Source organism: Streptosporangium sp. NPDC048047 (assembly GCF_040653115.1).
GTDB lineage: Bacteria > Actinomycetota > Actinomycetes > Streptosporangiales > Streptosporangiaceae > Streptosporangium.
Genome location: NZ_JBEZNH010000056.1, coordinates 25,719 through 47,603 on the forward strand (window position 1 = coordinate 25,719; position 21,885 = coordinate 47,603).

Consider the following 21,885-nt stretch of genomic DNA (forward strand, 5'->3'; position numbering starts at 1 on the left):
GGCGGGGGTCAGACGGGCAGGCCCGCCGGATGCCACTGCCCGCGGTCCTCCAGCACCCGGCGCAGGCCGGAGATGTTGTCGGTCATCACGCCGTCCACGCCGAGATCGAGCAGGCGGTCCATCACGCCGGTGTCGTTGACGGTCCACACGTGGATCTGCATGCCCAGGGCGTGCGCGGTGCGGATCAGTGCGGGCGTGGTGACCCGCAGGCCGCGGAAGCCCAGCGGGACCTGGGCGCACGGCACCCCGGCGCGGGCCAGGCGGGCCAGCAGCCGGCCGTAGCGGGTGGTGGAGGAGGCGGCGCGCAGCGACATCACGCCGAGCGGGCCGAGCGAGGAGCACACGTCACGGCCGATCGCGGCACGGGCCCTGGCCAGCCGCTCCTCGGAGAAGGAGGTGACGCAGACCCGATCGTAGGCGTTGGTCCGCCGGATCACCCGGGCCAGCGGCCCGATCGACGAGACCTCCTTGACGTCGATGTTGAACCGCGCCCCGGGCCAGGAGCCCAGCAGGTCCTCCATGAGCGGGATCTCCTCGGTCCCGCCGATCCGCGCCTGCCGGACCATCCGGTAGGGCAGGTCGGAGATCCGGCCGCGCCGGTCGGTGACCCGGTCGAGGGTGTGGTCGTGGAAGGCCAGCAGCACCCCGTCGGCGGTCGCGTGGGCGTCGGTCTCCAGGTAGGTGTAGCCGAGCTCCACGGCACGGGCGAACGCGGCGTGGCTGTTCTCCCGGCCCTCGGCCGCCCCGCCCCGGTGGGCGAAGGCGAGCGGGCCGGGATGGTCGAGGAAGGCGTAACGGCGCTGCACGTGCAGGAGTATGCCGCTTGAGGGCGGGGCGCGTCACCGGGGCGGACGGTGAACGTTCGCGGTGGCCCCGGTGAAACGGCGGACCACCGCGGCGGCGTGCCTCCCGCGCGGGGGACCGCGACGGCGTGCCTCCCGCGCCGGGCTCCGCGGGACCGCGCCACGTGGGCGGCGGGGCTCATTCCCCGGCGGGCAGGCCCTTCCCGGCCCATTCCCGGCGGCGGGCCTCGGCCACCGCGATCGCGGTCGCCACCCCCACGTTGAACGAGCCCACCCGGCCGACCTGCGGGATGTAGCAGACGGCGTCGGCGGCCTCCAGCAGCGCCGGGGAGCAGCCGTGGTCCTCACTGCCCACCACCAGGCACACGTCGCCGTCGAGCTTCGCCTCGTGCAGCGGCACCGCGTCCCCGGTCAGCTCGACCGCGACCACGGTGAAACCGTCGTCCTTCGCGGCCCGCACCGCCTCCAGGACGGGGACCGGCTCGTCCCACGCGACCAGGCGGTCGGTGCCCAGCGCGGTCTTCTGCGCCTTGGGGTTGGTCGGGGGAGTGGCGTTGCCCGCCAGCCAGACGTGCTCCACCCCGAAGGCCGCCGCCGTACGGAAGATCGAGCCGATGTTGAACGGGCCGGTCACCGACTCCACGATCAGGGCGAGCCTCCCCTCGGTGTGCCTGCGCCAGGTGCGGTTGAGCCGCTTGACGTCCGTCTGCCGCAGCTGCCTGCGCGGGTTCGCGGTCATCGTTCGTTCACCGTTCCTCGTTCGTCGTGGTTCACCCGGGCGCGCCGCGGCCCGCCGGGGTCGTTCGTCAACGGGACGTACGGCCGGCGCCCGGGGGAGGGCGCCCGCCGGGGCCCTGCGTCCCGCAGGGCGGCCTCAGCCCTCGCGGTCCGCGGGGCGGGCCTCGACCCTGAGGACCCGGTAGGAGGAGCGGGAGGCCGCGCGGGTGGCGGGCCAGCCCTGCTCGTTCAGCCAGCGCTGCAGCGAGTCGGACCCAAGGTGCTTCTGGACCACGAGGTGGGCGACGCCGTCGGGGGTGAGCCGCGACAGCCAGCGGGTCAGCATCTCGTGCATCGCGGCCTTGCCGATGCGGATGGCGGGATTGGACCAGATGGCCCGGAACCGCACCTCCGGCGGGACCTCGTCGACGTGCGCCGGCCTCACCGTGCCGAGGCCGGCGCTCTCGGCGTTCCTGGCGCACAGGTCGACGGACCTGCGGTTGACGTCGACGGCCCACACGGTCGCGGCGGGCGCGCGGGAGGCCATGGTCAGGGCGATCGGGCCGTAGCCGCAGCCGAGGTCCAGCAGGTCGCCCTCGGCCGGGGGAGGCGGCACGGTCTCCAGCAGGATCCGGGTGCCCTGGTCGACCCGCTCGGGGGAGAAGACCCCGCTGTCGGTCTCCAGCCTCAGGTGAAGGTCGGGGAGCACGAGCGTGACCGAGCCGGGACGGCTGGCGGTCTCGGGACGCTCCTCGAAGTAATGTGCCACGTCGTAGAACGTTACCAACGCCCGGGACCGGGCCGGGGCGGCCGCGTCGCCGGGGCCGCCCCGGCCGGCCGGCGGCCCCGTGTCCGGGCGACGGGCACCGGCCACGGGGACGGGCGGTGAGGACGGGCTGCGGGGACGGGCCCGAGGCCGGAGGGCCGCCGGTGACGCGGCCGGGTCAAGGCAGCCGCGTGCCCAGCAGCATCGAGGCCGCGGCGACCGCCATGCCGGTCAGCGCCGCCGCCACCACGAACCACTGGGTGACCTCCTGCTCGACCGTCCGGTAGCCCAGGGAGGTGCCGATCTGCTCGTAGACCTCCCGGAGCTGGCTGCCCGACTCCGCCTCGTAGGCGCGGCCCCCGGTGCCCTCCGACAGGCTCTGCAGGGTCGCCTTGTTCACCGGGACGTTGACGTCGCGGCCGTCGATCGTGACCGTGCCGTCCTGCGTGCCGTAGGCGATCGTGGAGACCGGGATCCGGGCCGAGGCCGCCGCCTCGACGGCCTCGGCCACCGTACGGCCGGAGGTGTTGTCGCCGTCGGACAGCAGCACGATCGCGGCGGGCGGCGGGTCGGTGACCGCCTGCTGGTCGAAGGAGCGGACGGAGTCGAGCGAGTTGAAGACCGCCTCCCCGATCGCGGTCCCGGCCCGGGTGCCGAGGTTGCCGATGGAGGTGTTGACCGCCTGGTGGTCGGTGGTGGGGGAGACCACGACCGACGCGGAACGGGCGAAGGCGACCACCCCGACGTTGAACCGTTCGGGCAGGTCCCTGACGAACTTCTGCGCGGCCTGCTTGGCGGCGGTGATCCGGTCGGGCGCGACGTCGCTCGCCTCCATCGACAGCGAGACGTCCAGCGCGATGATGATGGTGGCGCGGTCACGCGGGATCCGCACCGAGTCGGCCGGCCTGGCCGCGCCCAGCACCAGCAGCGACATCATCAGCAGGAACAGCGCGGGGGCGACGTGCCGGCGCCAGTCGGGCCCGGCCGGCGCGACCAGCGCCAGCAGCGGCAGGTTGGTGAAGCGCACCGCGTGGCGGCGGCGGGCGAACTGGGCGGCCACGTAGCCCGCCACGACCAGCGCCAGTGCGGCGAACAGCCACAGCCAGGCCGGGGAGAGGAAGGTCACCGTGCCACTCCTGACGTCGGATGCCGGTGCGCCAGGTGCGCCGTGCGCCGCTGCCGCAGGACGAACTGGGCGATGTCGAGGAGCCAGTCGCGGTCGGTCCGCAGCACCAGGTGCGCCGCGCCGCAGCGGCGCAGCGCCGCGCGGGTCGCCGCACGCTGCGCGGCGGCCGCCTCGGCGTAGGCCGCCCGCAGCCCGCCGGTGAGCCGGACCTCGCGGGTGCGCCCGCTCTCGGGGTCGACCAGGCTCACCAGGCCCACGCCGGGCAGCTCCAGCTCACGCGGGTCGATCACCTCCACGGCCAGCACCTGGTGGCGGGCGGCCAGCCGGCGCATCGGTCGCTCCCAGGGCGGCTCCACGCGGGGGTCGAGGACGGGCTCGGCGCCCAGGAAGTCGGAGACGATCACCCGTAGCCCGCGGCGGCGCCGTACCGAGGCGAGCACCCCGACCGCTTCGGCGAGATCGGGGGCGCCGGCGACGGGGCGGCCCCGGGGGGCCTCCGCCAGGGAGTGCAGGAGCCCGTAGAGGGCGGGGCGGCCGCTCCTGGCGGGCATCCGGTGGATGTGCTCGTCGTGCAGGACGTAGGCGCCGAAGCGGTCGCCGATCCGCCCGGCCAGGAACCCGATCGCGCCGATCGCGGCGACCACGAGGTCGCGTTTCTCCATGACGGCGGTGCCGAAGTCCATGCTGGGCGACAGGTCGGCCAGCGCCCAGGTCTCCAGCTCCCGGTCGGCGATCAGATCCCGCACGTGCGGGACGCCCGTGCGGGCGGTCACCGCCCAGTCCATACGACGGATGTCGTCCTCACCGGGGACGTAGACGCGGCTGTCGCCGGCCTCGCTGCCCGGACCGGGGATGAGCCCCTCGTAGGAACCGTGCAGCAGGCCGTCCAGCCGCCGCACGATGGTCAGCTCCAGTCGCCGTAGGGTTCTCTCTGTGCTCATCGGGCGGGCTGGTTCCAGACGACCAGGGGTGGGGGGACGGCGGTGAGGATGCGTCCGACGACGTCGTCGGGGTCCACGCCGTCGGCGAGGGCGTCGAAGGTGAGCATCAGCCGGTGGGACATCACGTCCACGGCCACGTCGCGGATGTCGTCGGGCAGCAGGTAGTCGCGGCCCCGGAGCAGGGCCAGGCCGCGTCCGGCCGCGACCAGGCCGAGGGTGGCGCGGGGACTGACGCCGACCTCGATGCTGTCGGCCAGGTCGGCCAGGCCGTACTCGGAGGGTGAGCGGGTGGCCATCACCAGCCGGACGACGTAGTCGGCGACGAGCTGGTGCACCGAGACGCGGTCGGCCATGGCCTGAAGCCTCGTCAGCCGCTCGGGGTCCAGGACCGGTTTGGGGGCGGGCGGGGTGACGCTCATGCGGTGCAGGATCTCCAGCTCCTCCTGGGCGCTGGGATGGGAGACGCGGATCTTGAACAGGAACCGGTCGCGCTGGACCTCCGGGAGCTGGTAGACACCCTCGGACTCGATCGGGTTCTGGGTGGCCAGCACGATGAAGGGCCGCGGCAGGGGATGCGTCCGGCCGGCGAGGGTGACCTGCCGTTCGGCCATCACCTCCAGCAGCGCGGACTGCACCTTGGCGGGGGCGCGGTTGATCTCGTCGGCGAGCAGGAAGTTGACGAACACCGGGCCGAGTTCGACGTCGAAGGACTCCCGGGAGGGGTGGTAGACGCGCGTCCCGACGATGTCACTGGGCACCAGGTCCGGGGTGAACTGGATGCGGGCGAAGTCACCGCCCACCACGGTGGCCAGCGTGGAGGCCGCGAGGGTCTTGGCGACACCCGGTACGCCCTCCAGCAGGCAGTGCCCGCGGGCGAGGAGCGCGACCAGCAGCCGCTCCACCATGCGCTCCTGGCCCACGATGACCCGCCGGACCTCGGCGAGGGCCTCGCGCAGCAGTCCGGTGTCGATCTCGCGCGGCAGTTCTTCGGCGACGGTCATGGTGACATTCCACCAAATGAAAACCCGCGCCGCACGGCTGGGCGGGGGTATTTCGCCCGGTCTCCGCGTGGCCCGGTGCCGCGGCCCGCGTGGGCCGCGCCCGGCGGCGGGCGTGTGCTTTCATGGCAGTCGTGGCCAGTCCGCTCCAGTACGGTGATCCGCCCCATCTCGGGCCCTTCGTCCTTCGAGCCCGCCTGTGGGCGGGGCCGGCCGGGCTCGTCTACCTCGGGCAGGGCCCCGACGGCCGGGCGGTCTCGGTCGCGGTGCTGACCAGGGGGGCGGCGCTGGACCCGGCGGCCCGCGACCGGTTCGTCACCGCGATCCGCGAGGCCGCGTCCGGCCGTTCGGGTGTACGGGGGTGGGTGGCCAGGGCCACCAGGGGCAGGACCGCGCTCGCCGCCGACGCTCCGCCGCGGGTCCTCGGGATGAACGGCGGGAGCGCGCCGTGGGTGGCCACGCCGTACGAGCCGTCCCGGGAGGGCGCCGAACGGTTCCTGGAGCCGGTGCTGGTGCGCGGCATGCTGATCGGCGAGCGGCACGGCCCGGACTTCGCGCCGTACTGGGTGAGCGACCGCGTGCCCGCGCTGCCCGGCCCGCCGAAACCCGCCCCGCCGCTCACCGGGTCCCGCCGGTCGGTGACCCTGGCGGGGGTGGCGCTGACGGTCCTGCTGACGCTGATGGCGGTGACGGCGTGGCTGCTGCTGAGCGCCGACGGTGAGACGCAGGCGCCGCGCAGGCCGCTGCCGGCGACCGTGTTCGTGCCGACCCCGCCGCCGGTCCCGGGCACCCCGGACCCGAACCGGCCCACCGTGTCGCCGTCGCCGTCCCCCTCGCAGAGCGGCACGGGCACCCCGAGCCCGAGAGAGGGCGACGAGGACGACGGCGCCCCCATCTGAATTAATAGGGCGAGACGAAGCCTGATTCGTAGGCGGTGATGACGGCCTGGGTGCGGTCGCGGGCATCCAGTTTGGTGAGCACGTTGCCCACGTGGGTCTTGACCGTCTCGACGCTCAGGGTCAGTTCGGCGGCGATCTCGCCGTTGGACAGGCCGCGCGTCATCAGTCGCAGCACGTCGCCCTCACGTGCGGTCAGCCGTCCGATGCCGGGGACGGCGGCCCGCTCGTTGTCGCGCCGTGCGGCCAGGCGGCGGATGGCGGCGGGGAACAGCAGTGAGTCCCCGGCGGCGACGGCCCGGATCGCCTGGACGAGTTCGGCGGGGCGGGTGCGTTTGAGCAGGAAGCCGCTGGCCCCCGCGCGTAGCGCGTCGTAGACGTGGTCGTCGTTCTCGAAGGTGGTGACCACGATCACCTTGGGCGGTTCGGGAAGCGCGGCGAGCCGGCGGGTGGCCTGGATTCCGTCGACGGCGGGCATCCGTACGTCCATCAGCACCACGTCCGGCCGGTGCTCGCGCACGACGGGGATGACGGCGGCTCCGTCCGCGGCCTCGCCGACCACGGTCAGGTCGGGTTCGGAGTCGATGATGACCCTCAGGCCGGCCCGGATGAGGTCCTCGTCGTCGGCGATCACCACGCGCAGCGTCATGTGCCGACCCTAGGACTCCTCGGGCCGCGCCGGGAAATCGCCCTCGGGGATCCGGCCGGGCGGGGAATCGCCTCGACGGCTCCCGCGTCCGCATCACCACGCGCCGGCCTCAGGGGCGATGGTACGGCCGGGCGGCGGGACGACGGGGGAAGGAGGGGACGGAGAGGACGAGCACCAGGTGAAGATCAGCTCCGTCCAGCGCCAGGACACGATGCCGGACGGCAGGCGCCGCCGTGTCGGTGACCGGTCAAAAGTTCGGATCGAAGCGCCAGGGACACGCCGTCGTATCTCCGGCGGGGTGGTGCGCGGGCGTAGAAAAGGCGTGACGTCATCGAAGTGGGATTCGCCCGATGAGCAGAATGACGGGAAACCGCGATCCCGGGCCGTCCGGACGGTGCCGGGCCACCGGGTGGGCGTCCGATGCGTGGCAGGTGATCGTCTTCACGGTCGTGGTGACCGTCCTGGCGGTGCCGGCCGCGGCTCCCGCCCTGCCCCAGCCGGGCACGAGGGTCCGGGAGGTCGTCTACGTGGTGAACTTCGGTGAGGACACCGTGTCGGTGATCGACGTCGCGACCCGCGCCGTCATCACGACCATCAAGGTCGGCCAGTCTCCGGGCGGGGTGGCGATCGCACCGGACGGGAGACGCGCCTACGTCACCGGATTCGGCACGGGCATCATGTCGGTGATCGACACCGCGACGAACACCGTGACCGCGAGTATCAAGACCGGTAAGTTGACCTCCAAGATAGTGATCACGCCCGACGGCCGCCATGTCTATGTCGGCGACTTCAGCGGGGGCACCGTGTCGGTGATCGACACCGCGACGGACGTCGTCGTCGCCTCCATTCCCATCGGACCGACCCCCCTCTACATGGTGATCACACCCGATGGTCGCCGTATCTATGTCTCGGACCTCGCCGCGGGCACCGTGTCGGTGATCGACACCGCGACGAACAACGTCGTCGGCACCATCCGCGTCGGTCCCCGCCCCTTCGGGATGGCGATCACCCCTGACGGCCGCCGCGTCTACGTCACCGACGTCCAGAAGAACATGGTGTCGGTGATCGACACCGAGACCGACACCGTGATCGATGTCATCGAGGTCGAGCGGATCCCCCGAAACCTGACGATCACCTCCGACGGGACCCGCCTCTACACCAGCAGCGGATACCTGGACGCGGTGTCGGCGATCGACACCCGGGAGGGTGCGCAGGTCGGCATGTTCAAGGTCTTCGGCTCACCCTACGGGCTGGACGTCACCGCCGACGGATCCCGGGTCTACGTCGCCAACGCGGACGCGAACACCGTGTCGGTGGTGGATCCCCGGACCGGCGCCATAGTCGCCGCCATCCCCGTGGGGAAGACCCCCCTCGACCTGACCATCGGCCGGATCCCCGGTCGTCCCACCGGCCGCGGGAACCGGGGCCGGGAGCAGTACGGCCCACCCATCGCACGGCCCACCGCACCGCCCACCGTGCCGACCGCCGTCCGGGACGAGGGGACGATGGGATGTCAGAGCGGCCGCCAGACCGGTCGCGGCCGGGCGGAGATCCGCTCCGTCCAACACCAACGCCAGAACATCACCCTGACCCACAAAACCCGCAAGCACTCCCTCAAACACCGCCGCTACTACCCCCACTCCAACCGAGCCGCCCACTCCAATCGAAGAGCGCACCGTCTCCGAACCGAGAAGGCGGGAAGGGCCCGCTCGGAACCACCGGTGTCTGAACTCGCGAGGGGGCGCCGGTGTCTGGACTGAGGAACGCAGCCGCGGAGCGGCGGAGTGACGAGGGAAGACAGCGGTTACCAGCCCCCGAGCCGCGACGCGCCAGCGTCGCCATCAACACAGCCCCCGAGCCGCGACGCGCAGCGTCGCCATATTGGGTTAGGGGCGTTATCGTGACCGAACTTCGCCAGAGCGATCCCGCGGAACCCGGCATCGTGCGCCGGTGCAGGGGGCGCGCCAGGACCGGGCGGAGGCGGGCGGTGAGCCGGGTGGTGAACGAGGTGGCGGGGTATCTGGGCAACACCCCGGCCGTCGCGCGCGCCTCCTACGTCGACCCGCGTGTCATCGAGGCGTACGAGAGGGGGCGGACCATCGGGCCGGCCCTCGGGAGGCTCGGCGCCGACGCGGCCTTCGGGCATCTGGCCACGCACGGCGGCGTGGAGCGGGCGGTGATCTCCCTGCTGCGGGACCCGGCCGGGAGGGCCCGTGAGAAGGCGCGTCGCGAGAGGCGCCGGCGCCGGGGCCGCGCGGAAGCCGGGGACGCGTGAGGGCCTGGCCGTACGGGAGCCGGGCCGTATGGAGGCCGGCGCCGAGTGGGAGGCGGGGTCGCATGAAAGGCGGTGACGCGGGCAGGGACCCGAGGGAAGAGGGGAAAGAGGGGAAGAGGTGATTTCGATGCCGGCACGGAAGGAAATGCCGTCCACCATCCGGCGTTCTCCCAAGAAGGCGCAGGAGACCTGGAGCAAGGCCCATGACTCGGCGGTGGAGACCTACGGCGAGGGGGAGCGGGCGCACCGTACGGCGTTCTCGGCGCTGAAGCACTCCTTCGAGAAGGTCGGCGACCACTGGGAGGAGAAGGGCCGCAAGGGGCCTTCCGACCCTCAGGCGGCCAAGAGCACTCCCAAGCGCGGCAAGACCGCCGAGGGGGTCGACGCGGCTGCGTCCAAGCAGCACCTGTACGAGGTCGCCAAGCGCCTGGACGTGTCCGGACGCTCCTCGATGAGCAAGGAGGAGCTGGTGGACGCGATCAAGAAGGCCAACCGGAGGGCCACGGCGAAGTCCCGCTGATGGGCCGGATGCCCGCGTGACGGCCGTGCGCCGTTCACGCGGGTCTCTGTGTTACGGAGATTCTTTTCCTTCTCCGCTATAAGTCGCACACCGCCGGATATGGGGACTCCGTGTGCCGACAGGCTCGGTACGCCGAAGTGATCGCCACACGGAAGGGAATGACGTCATGACGGATGTGTCGAGCATGGGGTCGCAGCCGGGTGACGAGCGCCCGACGCTGACGAATCGGCAGGGACACCCGGTCTATGACAACCAGAACCAGCGCACGATCGGCGCGCGGGGCCCGGCGACCCTGGAGAACTACCAGTTCCTGGAGAAGGTCAGCCACTTCGACCGGGAGCGCATCCCCGAGCGGGTGGTGCACGCCCGGGGGACGACCGCCTACGGCTTCTTCGAGGCGTACGGCAAGCTGGGTGACGAGCCGATCAGCCGGTTCACCAGGGCGAAACTCTTCCATGAGGCGGGTAAGCGCACCGACGTCGCCGTGCGCTTCTCCACGGTGATCGGCGGCCGCGACTCCTCGGAGGCGGCCCGTGACCCGCGCGGGTTCGCGGTGAAGTTCTACACCGAGGACGGCAACTGGGATCTCGTCGGCAACAACCTGGCCGTCTTCTTCATCCGGGACGCCATCAAGTTCCCCGACGTGATCCACGCGCTCAAGCCGGACCCGGTGACGTTCCGGCAGGAGCCCAACCGGATCTTCGACTTCATGTCGCAGACGCCGGAGAGCATGCACATGCTGGTGAACCTGTTCAGCCCGCGGGGCATCCCGGCCGACTACCGGCACCAGCAGGGCTTCGGGGTCAACACCTACAAGTGGGTCAACGCCGAGGGTGTGACGCACCTGGTGAAGTACCACTGGATGCCCAAGCAGGGCGTGCGGAGCATGACGGCGGCGGACGCGGCGGCCGTGCAGGCGCAGGAGCTGGGTCACGCCACCAAGGACCTGCGGGACTCCATCGACCGCGGTGACTTCCCCGAGTGGGAGCTGCTGGTGCAGATCATGTCGGACGACGACCACCCCGAGCTGGACTTCGACCCGCTGGACGACACCAAGGTCTGGCCGGAGAACGAGTTCCCGGCGCTGCCGGTCGGCCGGATGGTCCTCGACCGCAACGTGCAGAACAACTTCGCCGAGAACGAGCAGATCTCCTTCGGCACCGGCGTGCTGGTCGACGGGCTCGACTTCTCCGACGACAAGATGCTGGTCGGCCGGACGTTCTCCTACAGCGACACCCAGCGCTACCGGGTGGGGCCGAACTACCTGCAGCTGCCGGTGAACCAGGCGAAGAACGCCAAGGTGCGGACCAACCAGCGCGACGGCCAGATGGCCTACTACGTCGACGGCGAGGGGGAGAACCCGCACGTCAACTACGAGCCGTCCATCACCGGCGGGCTGCGTGAGGCGGAGTACCCGACCCACGACGAGCAGGGGCCGGTCGTCTCCGGGCGGCTGACCCGTAAGCGCATCCCGCGGACCGACGACTACACCCAGGCCGGTCAGCGCTACACGCTGATGGAGGAGTGGGAGCGCGACGACCTGGTGCTGAACTTCGTCACCATGCTGTCGCAGGCCGAGCGTCCCATCCAGGAGCGCATGGTCTGGCACTTCCTGATGGTCGACGACGACCTGGGTCTGCGCGTCGGCGAGGGGCTGGGGATCGGGCCGGAGGACGTCGCCCATCTGGAGCCGCTGTCCACCCAGGACCTGAGCGAGGGGGAGCTGGAGCGGCTGTCCAACCTGGGCAAGAACGGGCCGCGTGACGTGAGCGGCCTGAAGATGACGCACGGCGTGCCCAACGAGCGGGCGCGGATGGCCGAGACGGCCTGACGGCCCGACGGCCGCCGGAGTCGGTGCCGGTGCCGGTGCCCGGACGAGAATCCGGGCACCGGCTCACGGCATGGGGAGAGCACGCCCATGAGAGGGGTCCGGCCGTGTGCACCGTGTTTCCTGGTATTTCACGGAGTTTGCCCTGATTGCGCCGGGGCAGCTGATCTCGGTGTCCGAATCCCCCCACCTTCAGAGGTTCGTGCCGCCCACCCAGGACCTGCGGGTTCGCTGGCGGCTGTCCGCTACGGAGTTCCTGCTCACGCCGCTGCTGATGGTGGTCGGGTTCGTCGGGCTGGCCGCGGTGTCGGTCTTCGCCGACATCGCCCTGTCGAGGTCGCACGGGGTCGTCCACGACGTCTTCCTGCGGCTGTTCCCGCACGCCAACCTGCTCAGGATGCTGAGTGTGATCGCCTCGGGCCTGGTGACGGTGACCACGCTCACGCTGTCGGCGCTGCTGGTGGCGATCTCCCACACGTCCACCTCGGTCGCGCCGGTGGTCTTCGACCAGTTCCTGCGGCGCAGAGCCAACCAGGCGTACTTCGGCTACTTCGCCGGTTGCGCGACCTTCACCTACCTCGTGATGGCCGTCTCACGCCCGGAGTGGGTCGGGGTGGGGGCGATGCTGGCGGTCACGCTGGCCGCCGGGGCGCTGGTCCTGCTGGTGTTCATGGGCTACGGCGTGATCGACCAGATGCGGCCCACCTCCGTGGTGCGCTCGATCCAGGACCTCGCCATCCGGGCCAGGATGCGCCAGATGCCGCTGGTGGCCCGCTCCCGCCGCAGGCGGACGCTGGACGGCGAGCCGACCCCGGTGACCACCCGCGAGACGGGCTACGTGATCGACATCAGTACGGCCCGCCTGCAGGAGCTGCTGGGCGGAACCGGGGACGAGATCGAGGTGGAGTTCCGGGTGCGGATCGGCGACCTGCTCGCCTACGGCGACACCGTCGCCCACATCCGGGGCGGGGAGGCCGGGCACCGCGCCCACGTCGCCGACAACGTCCTGTCGTGCGTCACGATCGACCGGTCCCGTAACGCCGGCGTCGACCCCGACCATGCCGTCGAGCAGCTCGGTCACGTCGCCTGGGCCGCCAACTCCACCCGGCAGAACCCCGACGTGGCGGTGGCGGCGATCGGCGCCCTGCGGGACCTGTCGGCGCGGTGGGCGGCGGCGGGCGTGCCGGACGCCGAACTGTACGGCGGGCCGCTGCCGGTGGTCTACGAGGACGTGGCGCAGCGGCGGATCGTCACCGCGCTGGTGGACCTGGTGGTGGTGAGCACCTCCTCCCGGCAGCATCAGACGTGCGCGGCGGCGCTGTCCACCCTCGCCGACATCCTGCCGCAGCTGGAGGGCAGGGACCGCGACGTGGCGGTCAGGAGCCTGCAGCGGGCGCTGCCCGCGACGCTGTCGCATGTGGCGAGCGTGGAGATGGGGCAGGGCCTGGCCAAGCTGCGGGCCGCGCTGGACGCGATCGGCCAGGAGGACCTGGCCGACGAGGTGCGAGAGATGGGGCCGAGGCTGGCCAGGGAGAGCGGGCTGGGGGAGGAGGACGACATGGCCGGTTCCTTCGACGACCAGGCGCCGACCGGCCCGATGTCGTTCCGGTTCCGTTAGACGGACAGGGGCGCGGAAACAACTGGCAAATTAGCGTGATTTTTCGCCTTAAAAGGTATGAACGTATGCCGGGTGGGAACGCGACCCAGAAGCCGAGTCGTGAATCATTACATCTTTCACTGTCATTGGATCGCCTATGTCTGTACAGAGCAATGTCGTGCCCATCATCCACTGGTCCCGCCGCTCCCTGTGCCTGAAGGAGGACCCGGAGCTCTTCTTCCCCGTCTCCTTCGAAGGCCCCGGCCGGGCGCAGTGCGAGCAGGCCAAAGCCGTCTGCGGCCGCTGCCCCGTCAAGCGGCGCTGCCTGGACTACGCCCTGAACACCCAGCAGATGGACGGGATCTGGGGCGGCACCACCCCCGACGAGCGCAGGGCGCTGGCGGTGGTGCGCCGCAGGGCCGCGGCGAAGGCCGGGACGAGGACGAGGGCGGGGGCCGCCGGCCGGAACTGACCCGCCCCCGGCGGTCCGCCGCCCCCGGTGGGGCGGCCTTCCTTCGTCCCCGCCTCACGGGGAGGGCTCCCCCCACGCCGAGCCCTCGCCGGAGCCTCTCGGTTCGGGCCTCCTCCGCCCGGGTCCCCTCAGCCCGGCCCCTCCCGGCCGGTGAGCTCGGCCAGCCGCGCCGCGTTGCGCTGTGAGCCGTCACCCCAGTAGTTGTTGAAGATCACGTGAGTGGCGGCGGCCCGAGCCGACAGCAGCCGGGCGTTCTCCGCCCACCGCGCCAGCTCCTCCTCGGAGTACAGGTAGGCGAAGCGCTCCTCCTTCGTCCCGTCCGCCCACCGCTCGGAGTGACCGTGCAGACGGACCACCGCCAGGTCGGCGGAGGTCACGGCCAGCACCGGCGGGACCGATGACGGGTGCCCCTGGGGCATGTCGACGCAGACGTAGGGGATCTCGTGCGAGGCGAGGAACTCCAGGGTCTCCTCGCGGTTGCCCTCCGGCTCCATCCAGGTCCGGTTGCGGAACTCCACGCAGACGCGCATCGGACGGCAGCGCCGTACGCAGTCGAGGATGTAGCGCCGCTGGGCCGCGCCGATGGTGAACCACGGGGGGAACTGGAACAGGACCGCCCCCAGCTTGCCCGCCTCCTGCAGCGGCGCCAGCGCCGACAGGAACCGCTGCCAGACCTCCTCGGTGATCTCCGGGCCGACGTCGCGCAGGTAGAGGTTGCGCTTGGCGGTCCCGACGCGGTCGCGCAGGTCGGCGTAGAGGGACCGGGGCGGGGTGGGATGGTCGGTCAGCAGCGAGAACGCCTTGATGTTGAAGGTGAAGTCCGGCGGCGTCCGGTCCCGCCAGGCCTCCACCGTGCGCTGGGCGGGCGGGTGGTAGTAGGTGGCGTCCACCTCGACGATCGGGAACTGCGAGGCGTAGTAGGCCAGCCGTTCGGCCGGGGTGGAGACCCCCTCGGGATACCAGCCCGACTCCAGCAGCGACCGGTCGGTCCAGGAGGCCGTGCCGGCCAGGATCCGGCCCGCCCCGGGCCGCCGGGCGGCGGGCGGGAAGGAGGGCGGTGTCGTCATGCCCGCATCCCTGCCCCGCGGCGCGGCCGCGTCACCCGTCCCGGGGATCCCAACGGACGCCTTCCGTCACCGGCGCCACGCCGGGGCCTCCGGCCGGATCCGGGCCGGAAGCGGCAGGTCCTGACATGGGCGGGCCGGCGCCCGGGGTGACGGCCCGGGACGACGCGGTCACGGCCGCTTGCCGATCCCGGTGCTCAGCTCGCCGGTCCGCGCCGGGCCGCCGGTCTCCGTCGACAGCGGCGGGGTCTCCATGCCCTCGACGCCCCGCAGGCCCTCGAACAGCTCCCGCAGGGCGTCGGCCGCGGTGTGGCGGGGCTGCCAGCCCAGCTCGGTACGGGCCCGGGTGACGTCCATGACCGGCATCTTCAGCACCATGTCCACCAGGGCGGGCGAGGCCGGGATCAACCGCGCGTACCAGGCGGTCGCCGCCGTCCCCCTGAGGACCCAGTCGGGCACCGGCAGCAGCCTGGCGTCCAGCAGTTCGGCCAGCATAGACGGCTCGACGACCGGCTCGGCGGCGAGGTTGAAGGCCCCCGACACCGGCCGGGTGACCCCGAGCCGGAACGCCTCGCCGGCGTCCTCGCCGTGCACCGCCTGGAACCTCAGGCCCGGATTGTCCGGGACGAAGGGGATCAGGCCGGGCCGGATGAGTCGCTGGGGGATGAACGGCCCGCCGAACAACCGTCGCTGCTCGGTCGCCGCCTCCCGCTTGAAGACGAAGCCCGGCCGCATCCGCACCACCCGGGTGTCCGGATGGTCCCGTTCGAAGATGTCGAGCACCCGCTCCACATAGGCCTTCTCCCGGCCGTAGGCGGCGCCGGGCCAGCCGTTGGTGGGCCAGTCCTCGCCGACCGGCCGGTTCTTCGGGCCGGGGGAGTAGGCGCCCACCGAGGAGGAGTAGACCAGGGCGGGGACCTTCTGCCGGGCGGCCGCCTCGAACACCCGGATGCTGCCCAGCACGTTGGAGCGCCAGGTCGTGACCGGGTTCCGGGTGGGCTGGAACAGCCAGGCCAGGTGCACCACGGCGTCCGCTCCCGCCAGGTGCGTGTCCAGGTCGCCGGTGGAGACGTCCACCGAGCGCCAGGTCGTCTTGTCGGGGCTCCAGTCCGGGATCCTGCGGGCCAGGCCGACGATGGATGTGACTTCGGGATCGGCGGCCAGGGCGGACACCGTGCTGGTGCCCACGTTCCCGGTGGCGCCGACGACTACTACGCGCATATGTACGGGACTGCCCCGGCATGGGCGATCGAACCCGTACCCGGGGAGGGCTTTGCCGTATGCGGCAGGGCGGCAGGGCTTCGCGACGCCTTCCCACCGGAGGTCGCGACGCCTTCCCACCGGAGGGAGGTCCGCGCGGGACCTCGGGGCGGAGATGTGTCAGCCTGGAGGCATGGCGACAGCACGGTGGAACGGCGAGATCATCGCGCGGAGCGACGACACCCGGGTGGTGGAGGGCAACCACTACTTCCCGATCGAGTCGGTGTTCCCGCAGTACCTGAGGCCGTCGGAGACGACCACGGTCTGCCCCTGGAAGGGGACGGCGAACTACTACACGCTGGAGGTGGACGGAAAGCAGAACCCCGACGCGGCGTGGTTCTACGCCGACCCCAAGCCCGAGGCCGCCCAGATCAAGGGGCGGGTGGCCTTCTGGAGAGGCGTGGAGGTCACCGGCTGATACCCGGCGCCGGCCCGGTTCACCGTAAGGGAGCCGGGCCGATGAGGGTTCGAAGCCCGCCCCGGAGGAACTGTCGGTGGTATGGATGCATTCGCTCACGTCGATGCCTACTGGCGGGCGGCCAACTACCTGTCCGTCGGGCAGATCTACCTGCTCGACAACCCGCTGCTGTCCGAACCGCTGCGGCCCGAGGACATCAAACCCCGGCTGCTGGGCCACTGGGGCACCACGCCGGGGCTGAACTTCTGCTTCGCCCACCTCAACCGGATCATCACCGAGCGCGACCAGGACATGATCTACGTCATCGGCCCGGGCCACGGCGGCCCGGCGGCGGTCGCGCACTCCTGGCTGGAGGGCACCTACACCGAGAGGTACCCCCACATCCAGCAGGACGCCGAGGGGATGCGGCGGCTGTTCCGGCAGTTCTCCTTCCCCGGCGGCATCCCGAGTCACGTCGCGCCCGAGGTGCCCGGCTCCATCAACGAGGGCGGCGAGCTGGGCTACTCGCTGGCCCACGCCTTCGGCGCCGCCTTCGACAACCCCGGCCTCGTGGTGGCCTGCGTGGTCGGCGACGGCGAGGCCGAGACCGGCCCGCTGGCCACGAGCTGGCACTCCAACAAGTTCCTCAACCCCGCCCGGGACGGCGCCGTCCTGCCGATCCTCCACCTCAACGGCTACAAGATCGCCAACCCGACGGTCCTGTCCCGCATCCCCGAGGAAGAGCTGATCAAGCTCATGGAGGGGTACGGCTACCGCCCGCACGTCGTCGCGGGCGACGACCCGGCCGTCATGCACCCGCTGATGGCCGAGACCCTGGACCGGGTCTTCGACGAGATCGCCGAGTTCAGGGACGGCCGCGCCGAACGCCTCCCGATGATCATCCTGCGCACCCCCAAGGGCTGGACGGGCCCCCGCGAGGTGGACGGCCTGCCGGTCGAGGGCACCTGGCGCTCCCACCAGGTGCCGCTGACCGGGGTGCGCGACAACGCCGACCACCGGCACGCCCTGGAGGAGTGGATGCGCTCCTACCGGCCCGGGGAGCTGTTCGGCGCCGACGGCCGGCCCGTACCGCAGGTGCTGGAGACGGTGCCCGCCGGGCCGCTCCGGATGAGCGCCAACCCGCACGCCAACGGCGGCGAACTGCTGCGCCCGCTCACGCTGCCAGACTTCCGTGACCACGCCGTCGAGGTCAAGGCCCCGGCGACGCAGCTCACCGAGCCGACCCGGGTGCTGGGCGCCCTGCTGCGCGACGTCATCGCCGCCAACCCCGAGAACTTCCGGCTGATGGGACCGGACGAGACCGCCTCCAACCGGCTGTCGGCCGTCTTCGAGGTCACCGACCGGGCCTGGGACGCGCGGATCCTCGACACCGACGAGAACCTCGGCCCCGACGGCCGGGTGATGGAGGTCCTCAGCGAGCACCTGTGCCAGGGATGGCTGGAGGGCTACCTGCTGACCGGCCGGCACGGGCTGTTCAACTGCTACGAGGCGTTCATCCACATCGTCGACTCGATGTTCAACCAGCACGCCAAGTGGCTGGAGTCGTCACAGAAGATCCCCTGGCGGCGGCCGATCGCCTCGCTGAACTACCTGCTGTCGTCGCACGTCTGGCGTCAGGACCACAACGGCTTCAGCCACCAGGACCCCGGCTTCCTCGACGTGGTGATGAACAAGAAGCCCTCGGTGGTGCGGATCTACCTGCCGCCGGACGCCAACACCCTGCTGTCGGTCGGCGACCACTGCCTGCGCTCGCGCGACTACGTCAACCTCGTCGTGGCGGGCAAGCAGCCGGTGCTCGACCTGTTCACCATGGAGCAGGCGATCGCGCACTGCACCCGGGGGCTGGGCATCCTGGAGTGGGCCTCCACCGACGACGGGTCCGAGCCCGACGTGGTCATGGCCTGCGCCGGGGACGTGCCGACGCTGGAGACCCTGGCCGCCGTCGCGCTGCTGCGCGAGCACCTGCCCGAACTGCGGGTGCGGGTGGTCAACGTCGTGGACCTGATGCGGCTCCAGCCGCCGTCGGAGCACCCGCACGGCATGACCGACGCCGAGTTCGACACGCTGTTCACCACGGACAGGCCGATCATCTTCAACTTCCACGGCTACCCGCTGTCGATCCACCGGCTCACCTACCGCCGCAACGGCCACGACAACATCCACGTCCGGGGCTACAAGGAGGAGGGCACCACCACCACGCCCTTCGACATGGCGATGCTCAACGACATCGACCGTTTCCACCTGGTCATGGACGTCGTCGACCGGGTTCCCGGCCTCGGCTCCACCGCCGCCCACCTGCGCCAGCGGATGGCCGACGAGCGCCTGCGCGCCCGCGCCCACACCCGCGAGCACGGTGAGGACCCGGCCGACATCCGCGACTGGGCCTGGCCCTACTGACCCGCCGGGGCCGCCGGGCCGGCCGCTGTACCGCGAGGACGCCGTACCGCGAGAACGCCGTACCGCGAGAACGCCGTACGGAGGACCGGCGGCCGGGTGCCGGTCCTCCGTACGGCCGCCGACCCATGACCGCCGGGGCCGGCCGTTCGAGGGCCGCCCCGGCGGCCCCGGCACACGGTAAACCCGCCATCGTTGCCGCCTGACCAGCGGAAATACAGCGGAGGCATCTTCCCGAACCTCCTTCTACGGTGAGTTGACCGCCGGACGAGTTCCGTGTCGCACGAGGCCCGCCCGCGAGAGACGCCCCGGGCCGCCGGGTGACCGTTCTTGGAGGATGACCGTATGGATGTGAAGGACTCCGCGTTGCGGGCCGAGCTGGACCGACGGCTCGTCGCCCTCGAACACGACGAGTCGGACGACCCGGCGCACGCGCCCCTCGCCGCGGCCGACCTGTGGCTGCTGGCCGCCATCGTCGTGGCCATGACGATCGCCGGATGGGTGATGGCCTGATGTCGGCCGAGGAAGACGTCACCAGGGAGGCGACCTTCGGGTCGCTGCCCGTGCTGCGCGGCGAGCGGGTCTGGAACTTCACCGACTTCACCTGGGTGAACGTCGGCCTGGCGATCGCGACGTGGGCGTTCCTCGTCGGCGGCTCCACGGCCGCGCTGGTGGGCTTCCAGAAGGGCCTGGCAGCGATGATCATCGGCAACGCCATCGGCGTCGCCGTGATGCTGCTGGGCAGCGTCGTCTCCAGTCAGCGCTACGGCGTGGAGCAGTACACGCTGCTGCGCAGCGTGTTCGGGTTCGGCGGGGTCGCCGTCCTGGTGTTCACCGTCGTGCTCTTCACCGAGATGGGCTGGTCGGCGCTGCTCGGCGTCATGTTCGGGCGGGCCACCACGCAGGTCTCCAACCAGGTGTTCGGCACCGACATCGGCCCCAACGCGCTGCCGGTGACCATCCTGGCCCTCCTCGCGCTGGCGATCGCCTGGATCGTGCTGGCCAAGGGCCCGCTGACCATGCGCTTCCTCAACCGCATCGTCGCACCCGGCCTGGCCGTGCTGACCGTCGGCATGATCGTGCTGGTGCTCACCAAGACCTCGTGGAACGACCTGCTGGCGGCCCAGCCGCTGAACCCGTTCCCCAGCGAGGGACTGAACTTCGCCCTCGCCGTCGAGTTCAACCTCGGCGTCGGCCTGTCGTGGTGGCCGGTCATGGGCAGCCTGGCCCGCCTCACCGACCGCCCGCGCAGCGCCCTGTGGCCGGGCTTCATCGGCCTGTTCGGCGCGACGATCGTGGCCCAGGTCGTGGGCATGGCCGCCGCGCTGACCCTCGGCGACCCCGACCCCACCGTGTGGATGGTCCCCCTCGGCGGCAAATGGCTCGGCATGCTGGCGCTGCTGTTCATCGCCTTCGCCAACCTCACCAGCCTCACCTCCATCGTCTACTCCACCTGCCTGGCGCTACGGCAGGCAGGCGGCGAGATGCTGGCGAGATTCCGCTGGGAATGGCTCACCGGAGGCTTCTTCCTGCTCCCGGCGATCATCAGCTTCTGGCCGAATCTGCTGTACGACCGGTTCCTGGTCTTCGTCACCTGGAGCGGCGCCTTCCTCGCGGCGATCTGCGGCACCGTCATCGCCGACTACTTCGTGGTGCGCCGCCAGCGGCTGGACCTGCGCGGCCTGTACGCGCACCGCGCCGCCAGCCCGTACCACTTCACCGGCGGCTTCAACCTGGCCGGGCTGATCTCCACCGCGCTGGGCGCCGTCGCCTACGTGGTGCTGTACAACCCGCAGACCCTCGACACGCAGCCCGCCTTCAACTGGCTCACCGCCTCGGTGCCCGCCGTGATCGTCGCCGCGGTCGCGCACATCGTCCTCAGCCGCGCGCTCAACCGCCCGCACCTCGCCCCCGCCGCCCCCGCCGCCGCCGGAGCGGCCCCCGCCACCGCGCAGAAGGAGTCCTGATGTCCAGAACCGCCCTGGCAGCCGTGCACGACGGCCGCGGCAACCGCCTGGAGATCAAGGAGATCCAGGTGGCCGACCCCGGCCCCGGCGAGGTCCTGGTACGGCTCGGCGCCTCCGGCGTGTGCGGCTCCGACCGGCACGTCCTGGACGGCGAGTGGAACCTTCCCTCCCCGACGGTGATGGGCCACGAGGGCGCCGGCATCGTGGAGGCGGTCGGCGAGGGCGTCACCGATGTGGCCCCCGGCGACAGCGTCATCCTGTCGTGGTACTACCCCTGCCGCCGCTGCCGTGCCTGCGCGGCCGGCAAGGCGTGGGCGTGCACCGGCACCCGGGCGCCCGAGTGCCTGCTGCCCGACGGCACCACCCGGCTGCGCGACGGCGACGGCGACGGCGTCGTCTACCCCTACCTCGCGGTGGGCACGATGAGCGAGTACACCGTCGTGCCCGAGTCGGCCGCGGTCCGCATCCCCTCCGAGGTTCCGTTCGACGTCGCCAGCCTGATCGGCTGCTCGATCACCACCGGCGTCGGAGCGGTCGTCAACAACGCCAGGGTGCCCGCCGGCTCCTCGGCCGTCGTCGTCGGCTGCGGCGGCGTGGGCCTGGCGGTGATCATGGGCCTGGCACTCGCCGGAGCCCACCCGATCATCGCGGTGGACACCGCCGAGGAGAAGCTGGCCGCTGCCCGCTCCTTCGGCGCCACCCACATCCTGCGCGCCGGCGACGACGTCGCCGTCCAGGTGTCCGAGCTGACCGGCGGCGGCGCCGACTACGCCTTCGAGGTGATCGGCCGCGTCGAGACCATCGAGACGCTGCCGTCGCTGCTGGCGTCCGGCGGCGTCGGGGTCCTCGTCGGGCTGCCGCCCGAGGGGGCCAAGGCCGGCATCGACGTGCTGGAACTGGCCGAGACGGGCAAGACCCTCATCGGCTCCAACTACGGCGGAGCCGTGCCGAGCCTGGACTTCCCGCGGCTGGCCGAGCTCTATCTCGCGGGTAGGCTGCCGCTGGACTCGCTCATCTCGCACCGCATCCGGCTGGACGAGGTGAACGAGGCGTTCGACGCGATGCGCGACGGCACCCGCACCCGTAGCGTCATCGTCTTCGACTGACACCACCCCCGTCCCCTCACGGGACCCGCGAGGGGGCGCCGGTGTCTGGACTGAGGAACGCAGCCGCGGAGCGGCGGAGTGACGAGGG

The 21,885-nt window shown here is 71.7% G+C and carries 21 protein-coding genes; 12 read left to right on the forward strand and 9 right to left on the reverse strand.

The features are described 5' to 3' along the window. Positions 1-8 precede the first annotated feature (8 nt). The 6 genes from AB0D67_RS32140 to AB0D67_RS32165 all read right to left on the reverse strand — a co-directional run bounded on the left by AB0D67_RS32140 (position 9) and on the right by AB0D67_RS32165 (position 5,354). Complete coding sequence (locus AB0D67_RS32140; protein ID WP_362944371.1) at positions 9-806, reverse strand: glycerophosphodiester phosphodiesterase; 798 nt, start codon at positions 804-806, stop codon at positions 9-11. A gap of 175 nt (positions 807-981) precedes the next feature. Further along, positions 982-1,542 carry an RNA methyltransferase gene (locus AB0D67_RS32145; protein ID WP_362944373.1) on the reverse strand — a complete coding sequence of 187 codons (561 nt, stop codon included), beginning with the start codon at positions 1,540-1,542 and terminating at the stop codon, positions 982-984. Between the two features lie 135 nt (positions 1,543-1,677). Beyond that, positions 1,678-2,289, reverse strand: coding sequence for a methyltransferase (locus AB0D67_RS32150; protein ID WP_362944375.1), 612 nt, complete (start codon positions 2,287-2,289; stop codon positions 1,678-1,680). Positions 2,290-2,464: 175 nt separating this feature from the next. Beyond that, positions 2,465-3,412, reverse strand: coding sequence for a VWA domain-containing protein (locus tag AB0D67_RS32155; RefSeq protein ID WP_362944377.1), 948 nt, complete (start codon positions 3,410-3,412; stop codon positions 2,465-2,467). Next, entirely contained in the window at positions 3,409-4,353 is a 945-nt protein-coding gene (locus AB0D67_RS32160; protein WP_362944379.1) for a DUF58 domain-containing protein, read from the reverse strand. Before AB0D67_RS32160 ends, AB0D67_RS32155 begins: the two co-directional genes overlap by 4 nt. Further along, entirely contained in the window at positions 4,350-5,354 is a 1,005-nt protein-coding gene (locus AB0D67_RS32165) for a MoxR family ATPase (protein ID WP_362944382.1), read from the reverse strand. The genes AB0D67_RS32160 and AB0D67_RS32165 overlap by 4 nt, the downstream gene beginning before the upstream one ends. 122 nt (positions 5,355-5,476) lie before the next feature. Between AB0D67_RS32165 and AB0D67_RS32170 the strand changes: the two genes are divergently transcribed. Beyond that, positions 5,477-6,250: a hypothetical protein gene (locus AB0D67_RS32170; protein ID WP_362944384.1), complete on the forward strand. Its 774-nt coding sequence runs from the start codon at positions 5,477-5,479 to the stop codon at positions 6,248-6,250. Position 6,251: 1 nt separating this feature from the next. Here the strand turns inward: AB0D67_RS32170 and AB0D67_RS32175 are convergent, their stop codons facing one another. Beyond that, the gene (locus AB0D67_RS32175) at positions 6,252-6,896 is read right to left on the reverse strand and encodes a response regulator transcription factor (protein ID WP_362944386.1); all 645 of its coding nucleotides are present in this window, start codon (positions 6,894-6,896) and stop codon (positions 6,252-6,254) included. Between the two features lie 350 nt (positions 6,897-7,246). Between AB0D67_RS32175 and AB0D67_RS32180 the strand changes: the two genes are divergently transcribed. The 6 genes from AB0D67_RS32180 (at position 7,247) to AB0D67_RS32205 (ending at position 13,588) form a co-directional block, all read left to right on the forward strand. Next, positions 7,247-8,656, forward strand: coding sequence for a YncE family protein (locus AB0D67_RS32180; protein ID WP_362944388.1), 1,410 nt, complete (start codon positions 7,247-7,249; stop codon positions 8,654-8,656). Positions 8,657-8,796: 140 nt separating this feature from the next. Then, a complete protein-coding gene (locus tag AB0D67_RS32185) occupies positions 8,797-9,171 on the forward strand; it encodes a hypothetical protein (RefSeq protein WP_362944390.1) in 375 nt (124 codons plus the stop codon). Positions 9,172-9,298: 127 nt separating this feature from the next. After that, a complete protein-coding gene (locus AB0D67_RS32190) occupies positions 9,299-9,691 on the forward strand; it encodes a ChaB family protein (protein WP_362944392.1) in 393 nt (130 codons plus the stop codon). 166 nt (positions 9,692-9,857) lie between these two features. Further along, complete coding sequence (locus AB0D67_RS32195) at positions 9,858-11,522, forward strand: catalase (protein WP_362944394.1); 1,665 nt, start codon at positions 9,858-9,860, stop codon at positions 11,520-11,522. A gap of 169 nt (positions 11,523-11,691) precedes the next feature. Then, a complete protein-coding gene (locus AB0D67_RS32200; protein ID WP_362944396.1) occupies positions 11,692-13,137 on the forward strand; it encodes a DUF2254 family protein in 1,446 nt (481 codons plus the stop codon). A 136-nt stretch (positions 13,138-13,273) separates the two neighbouring features. Next, the gene (locus tag AB0D67_RS32205) at positions 13,274-13,588 is read left to right on the forward strand and encodes a WhiB family transcriptional regulator (protein ID WP_362944398.1); all 315 of its coding nucleotides are present in this window, start codon (positions 13,274-13,276) and stop codon (positions 13,586-13,588) included. 128 nt (positions 13,589-13,716) lie between these two features. Here the strand turns inward: AB0D67_RS32205 and AB0D67_RS32210 are convergent, their stop codons facing one another. Both AB0D67_RS32210 and AB0D67_RS32215 read right to left on the reverse strand, forming a co-directional pair. Further along, entirely contained in the window at positions 13,717-14,655 is a 939-nt protein-coding gene (locus AB0D67_RS32210; RefSeq protein WP_362944400.1) for a DUF72 domain-containing protein, read from the reverse strand. A gap of 168 nt (positions 14,656-14,823) precedes the next feature. Then, the gene (locus AB0D67_RS32215; protein WP_362944402.1) at positions 14,824-15,873 is read right to left on the reverse strand and encodes an NAD-dependent epimerase/dehydratase family protein; all 1,050 of its coding nucleotides are present in this window, start codon (positions 15,871-15,873) and stop codon (positions 14,824-14,826) included. Positions 15,874-16,045: 172 nt separating this feature from the next. Here AB0D67_RS32215 and AB0D67_RS32220 point away from each other — a divergent pair, with 172 nt between their 5' ends. From AB0D67_RS32220 to AB0D67_RS32240, 5 genes are all read left to right on the forward strand, one after another. After that, the gene (locus AB0D67_RS32220; RefSeq protein ID WP_362944404.1) at positions 16,046-16,330 is read left to right on the forward strand and encodes a DUF427 domain-containing protein; all 285 of its coding nucleotides are present in this window, start codon (positions 16,046-16,048) and stop codon (positions 16,328-16,330) included. An 81-nt stretch (positions 16,331-16,411) separates the two neighbouring features. Continuing rightward, on the forward strand, positions 16,412-18,727 hold the full coding sequence (locus tag AB0D67_RS32225; protein WP_362944406.1) for a phosphoketolase family protein: 2,316 nt from the start codon (positions 16,412-16,414) through the stop codon (positions 18,725-18,727). 342 nt (positions 18,728-19,069) lie between these two features. Further along, positions 19,070-19,237 (forward strand): hypothetical protein, encoded by a 168-nt coding sequence (locus AB0D67_RS32230; protein ID WP_362944408.1) that lies wholly within the window; start codon positions 19,070-19,072, stop codon positions 19,235-19,237. Next, positions 19,222-20,691: a cytosine permease gene (locus AB0D67_RS32235; RefSeq protein ID WP_362944410.1), complete on the forward strand. Its 1,470-nt coding sequence runs from the start codon at positions 19,222-19,224 to the stop codon at positions 20,689-20,691. The genes AB0D67_RS32230 and AB0D67_RS32235 overlap by 16 nt, the downstream gene beginning before the upstream one ends. Beyond that, positions 20,691-21,797, forward strand: coding sequence for a Zn-dependent alcohol dehydrogenase (locus AB0D67_RS32240; RefSeq protein ID WP_362944412.1), 1,107 nt, complete (start codon positions 20,691-20,693; stop codon positions 21,795-21,797). The genes AB0D67_RS32235 and AB0D67_RS32240 overlap by 1 nt, the downstream gene beginning before the upstream one ends. The last annotated feature ends 88 nt before the right edge of the window (positions 21,798-21,885 follow it).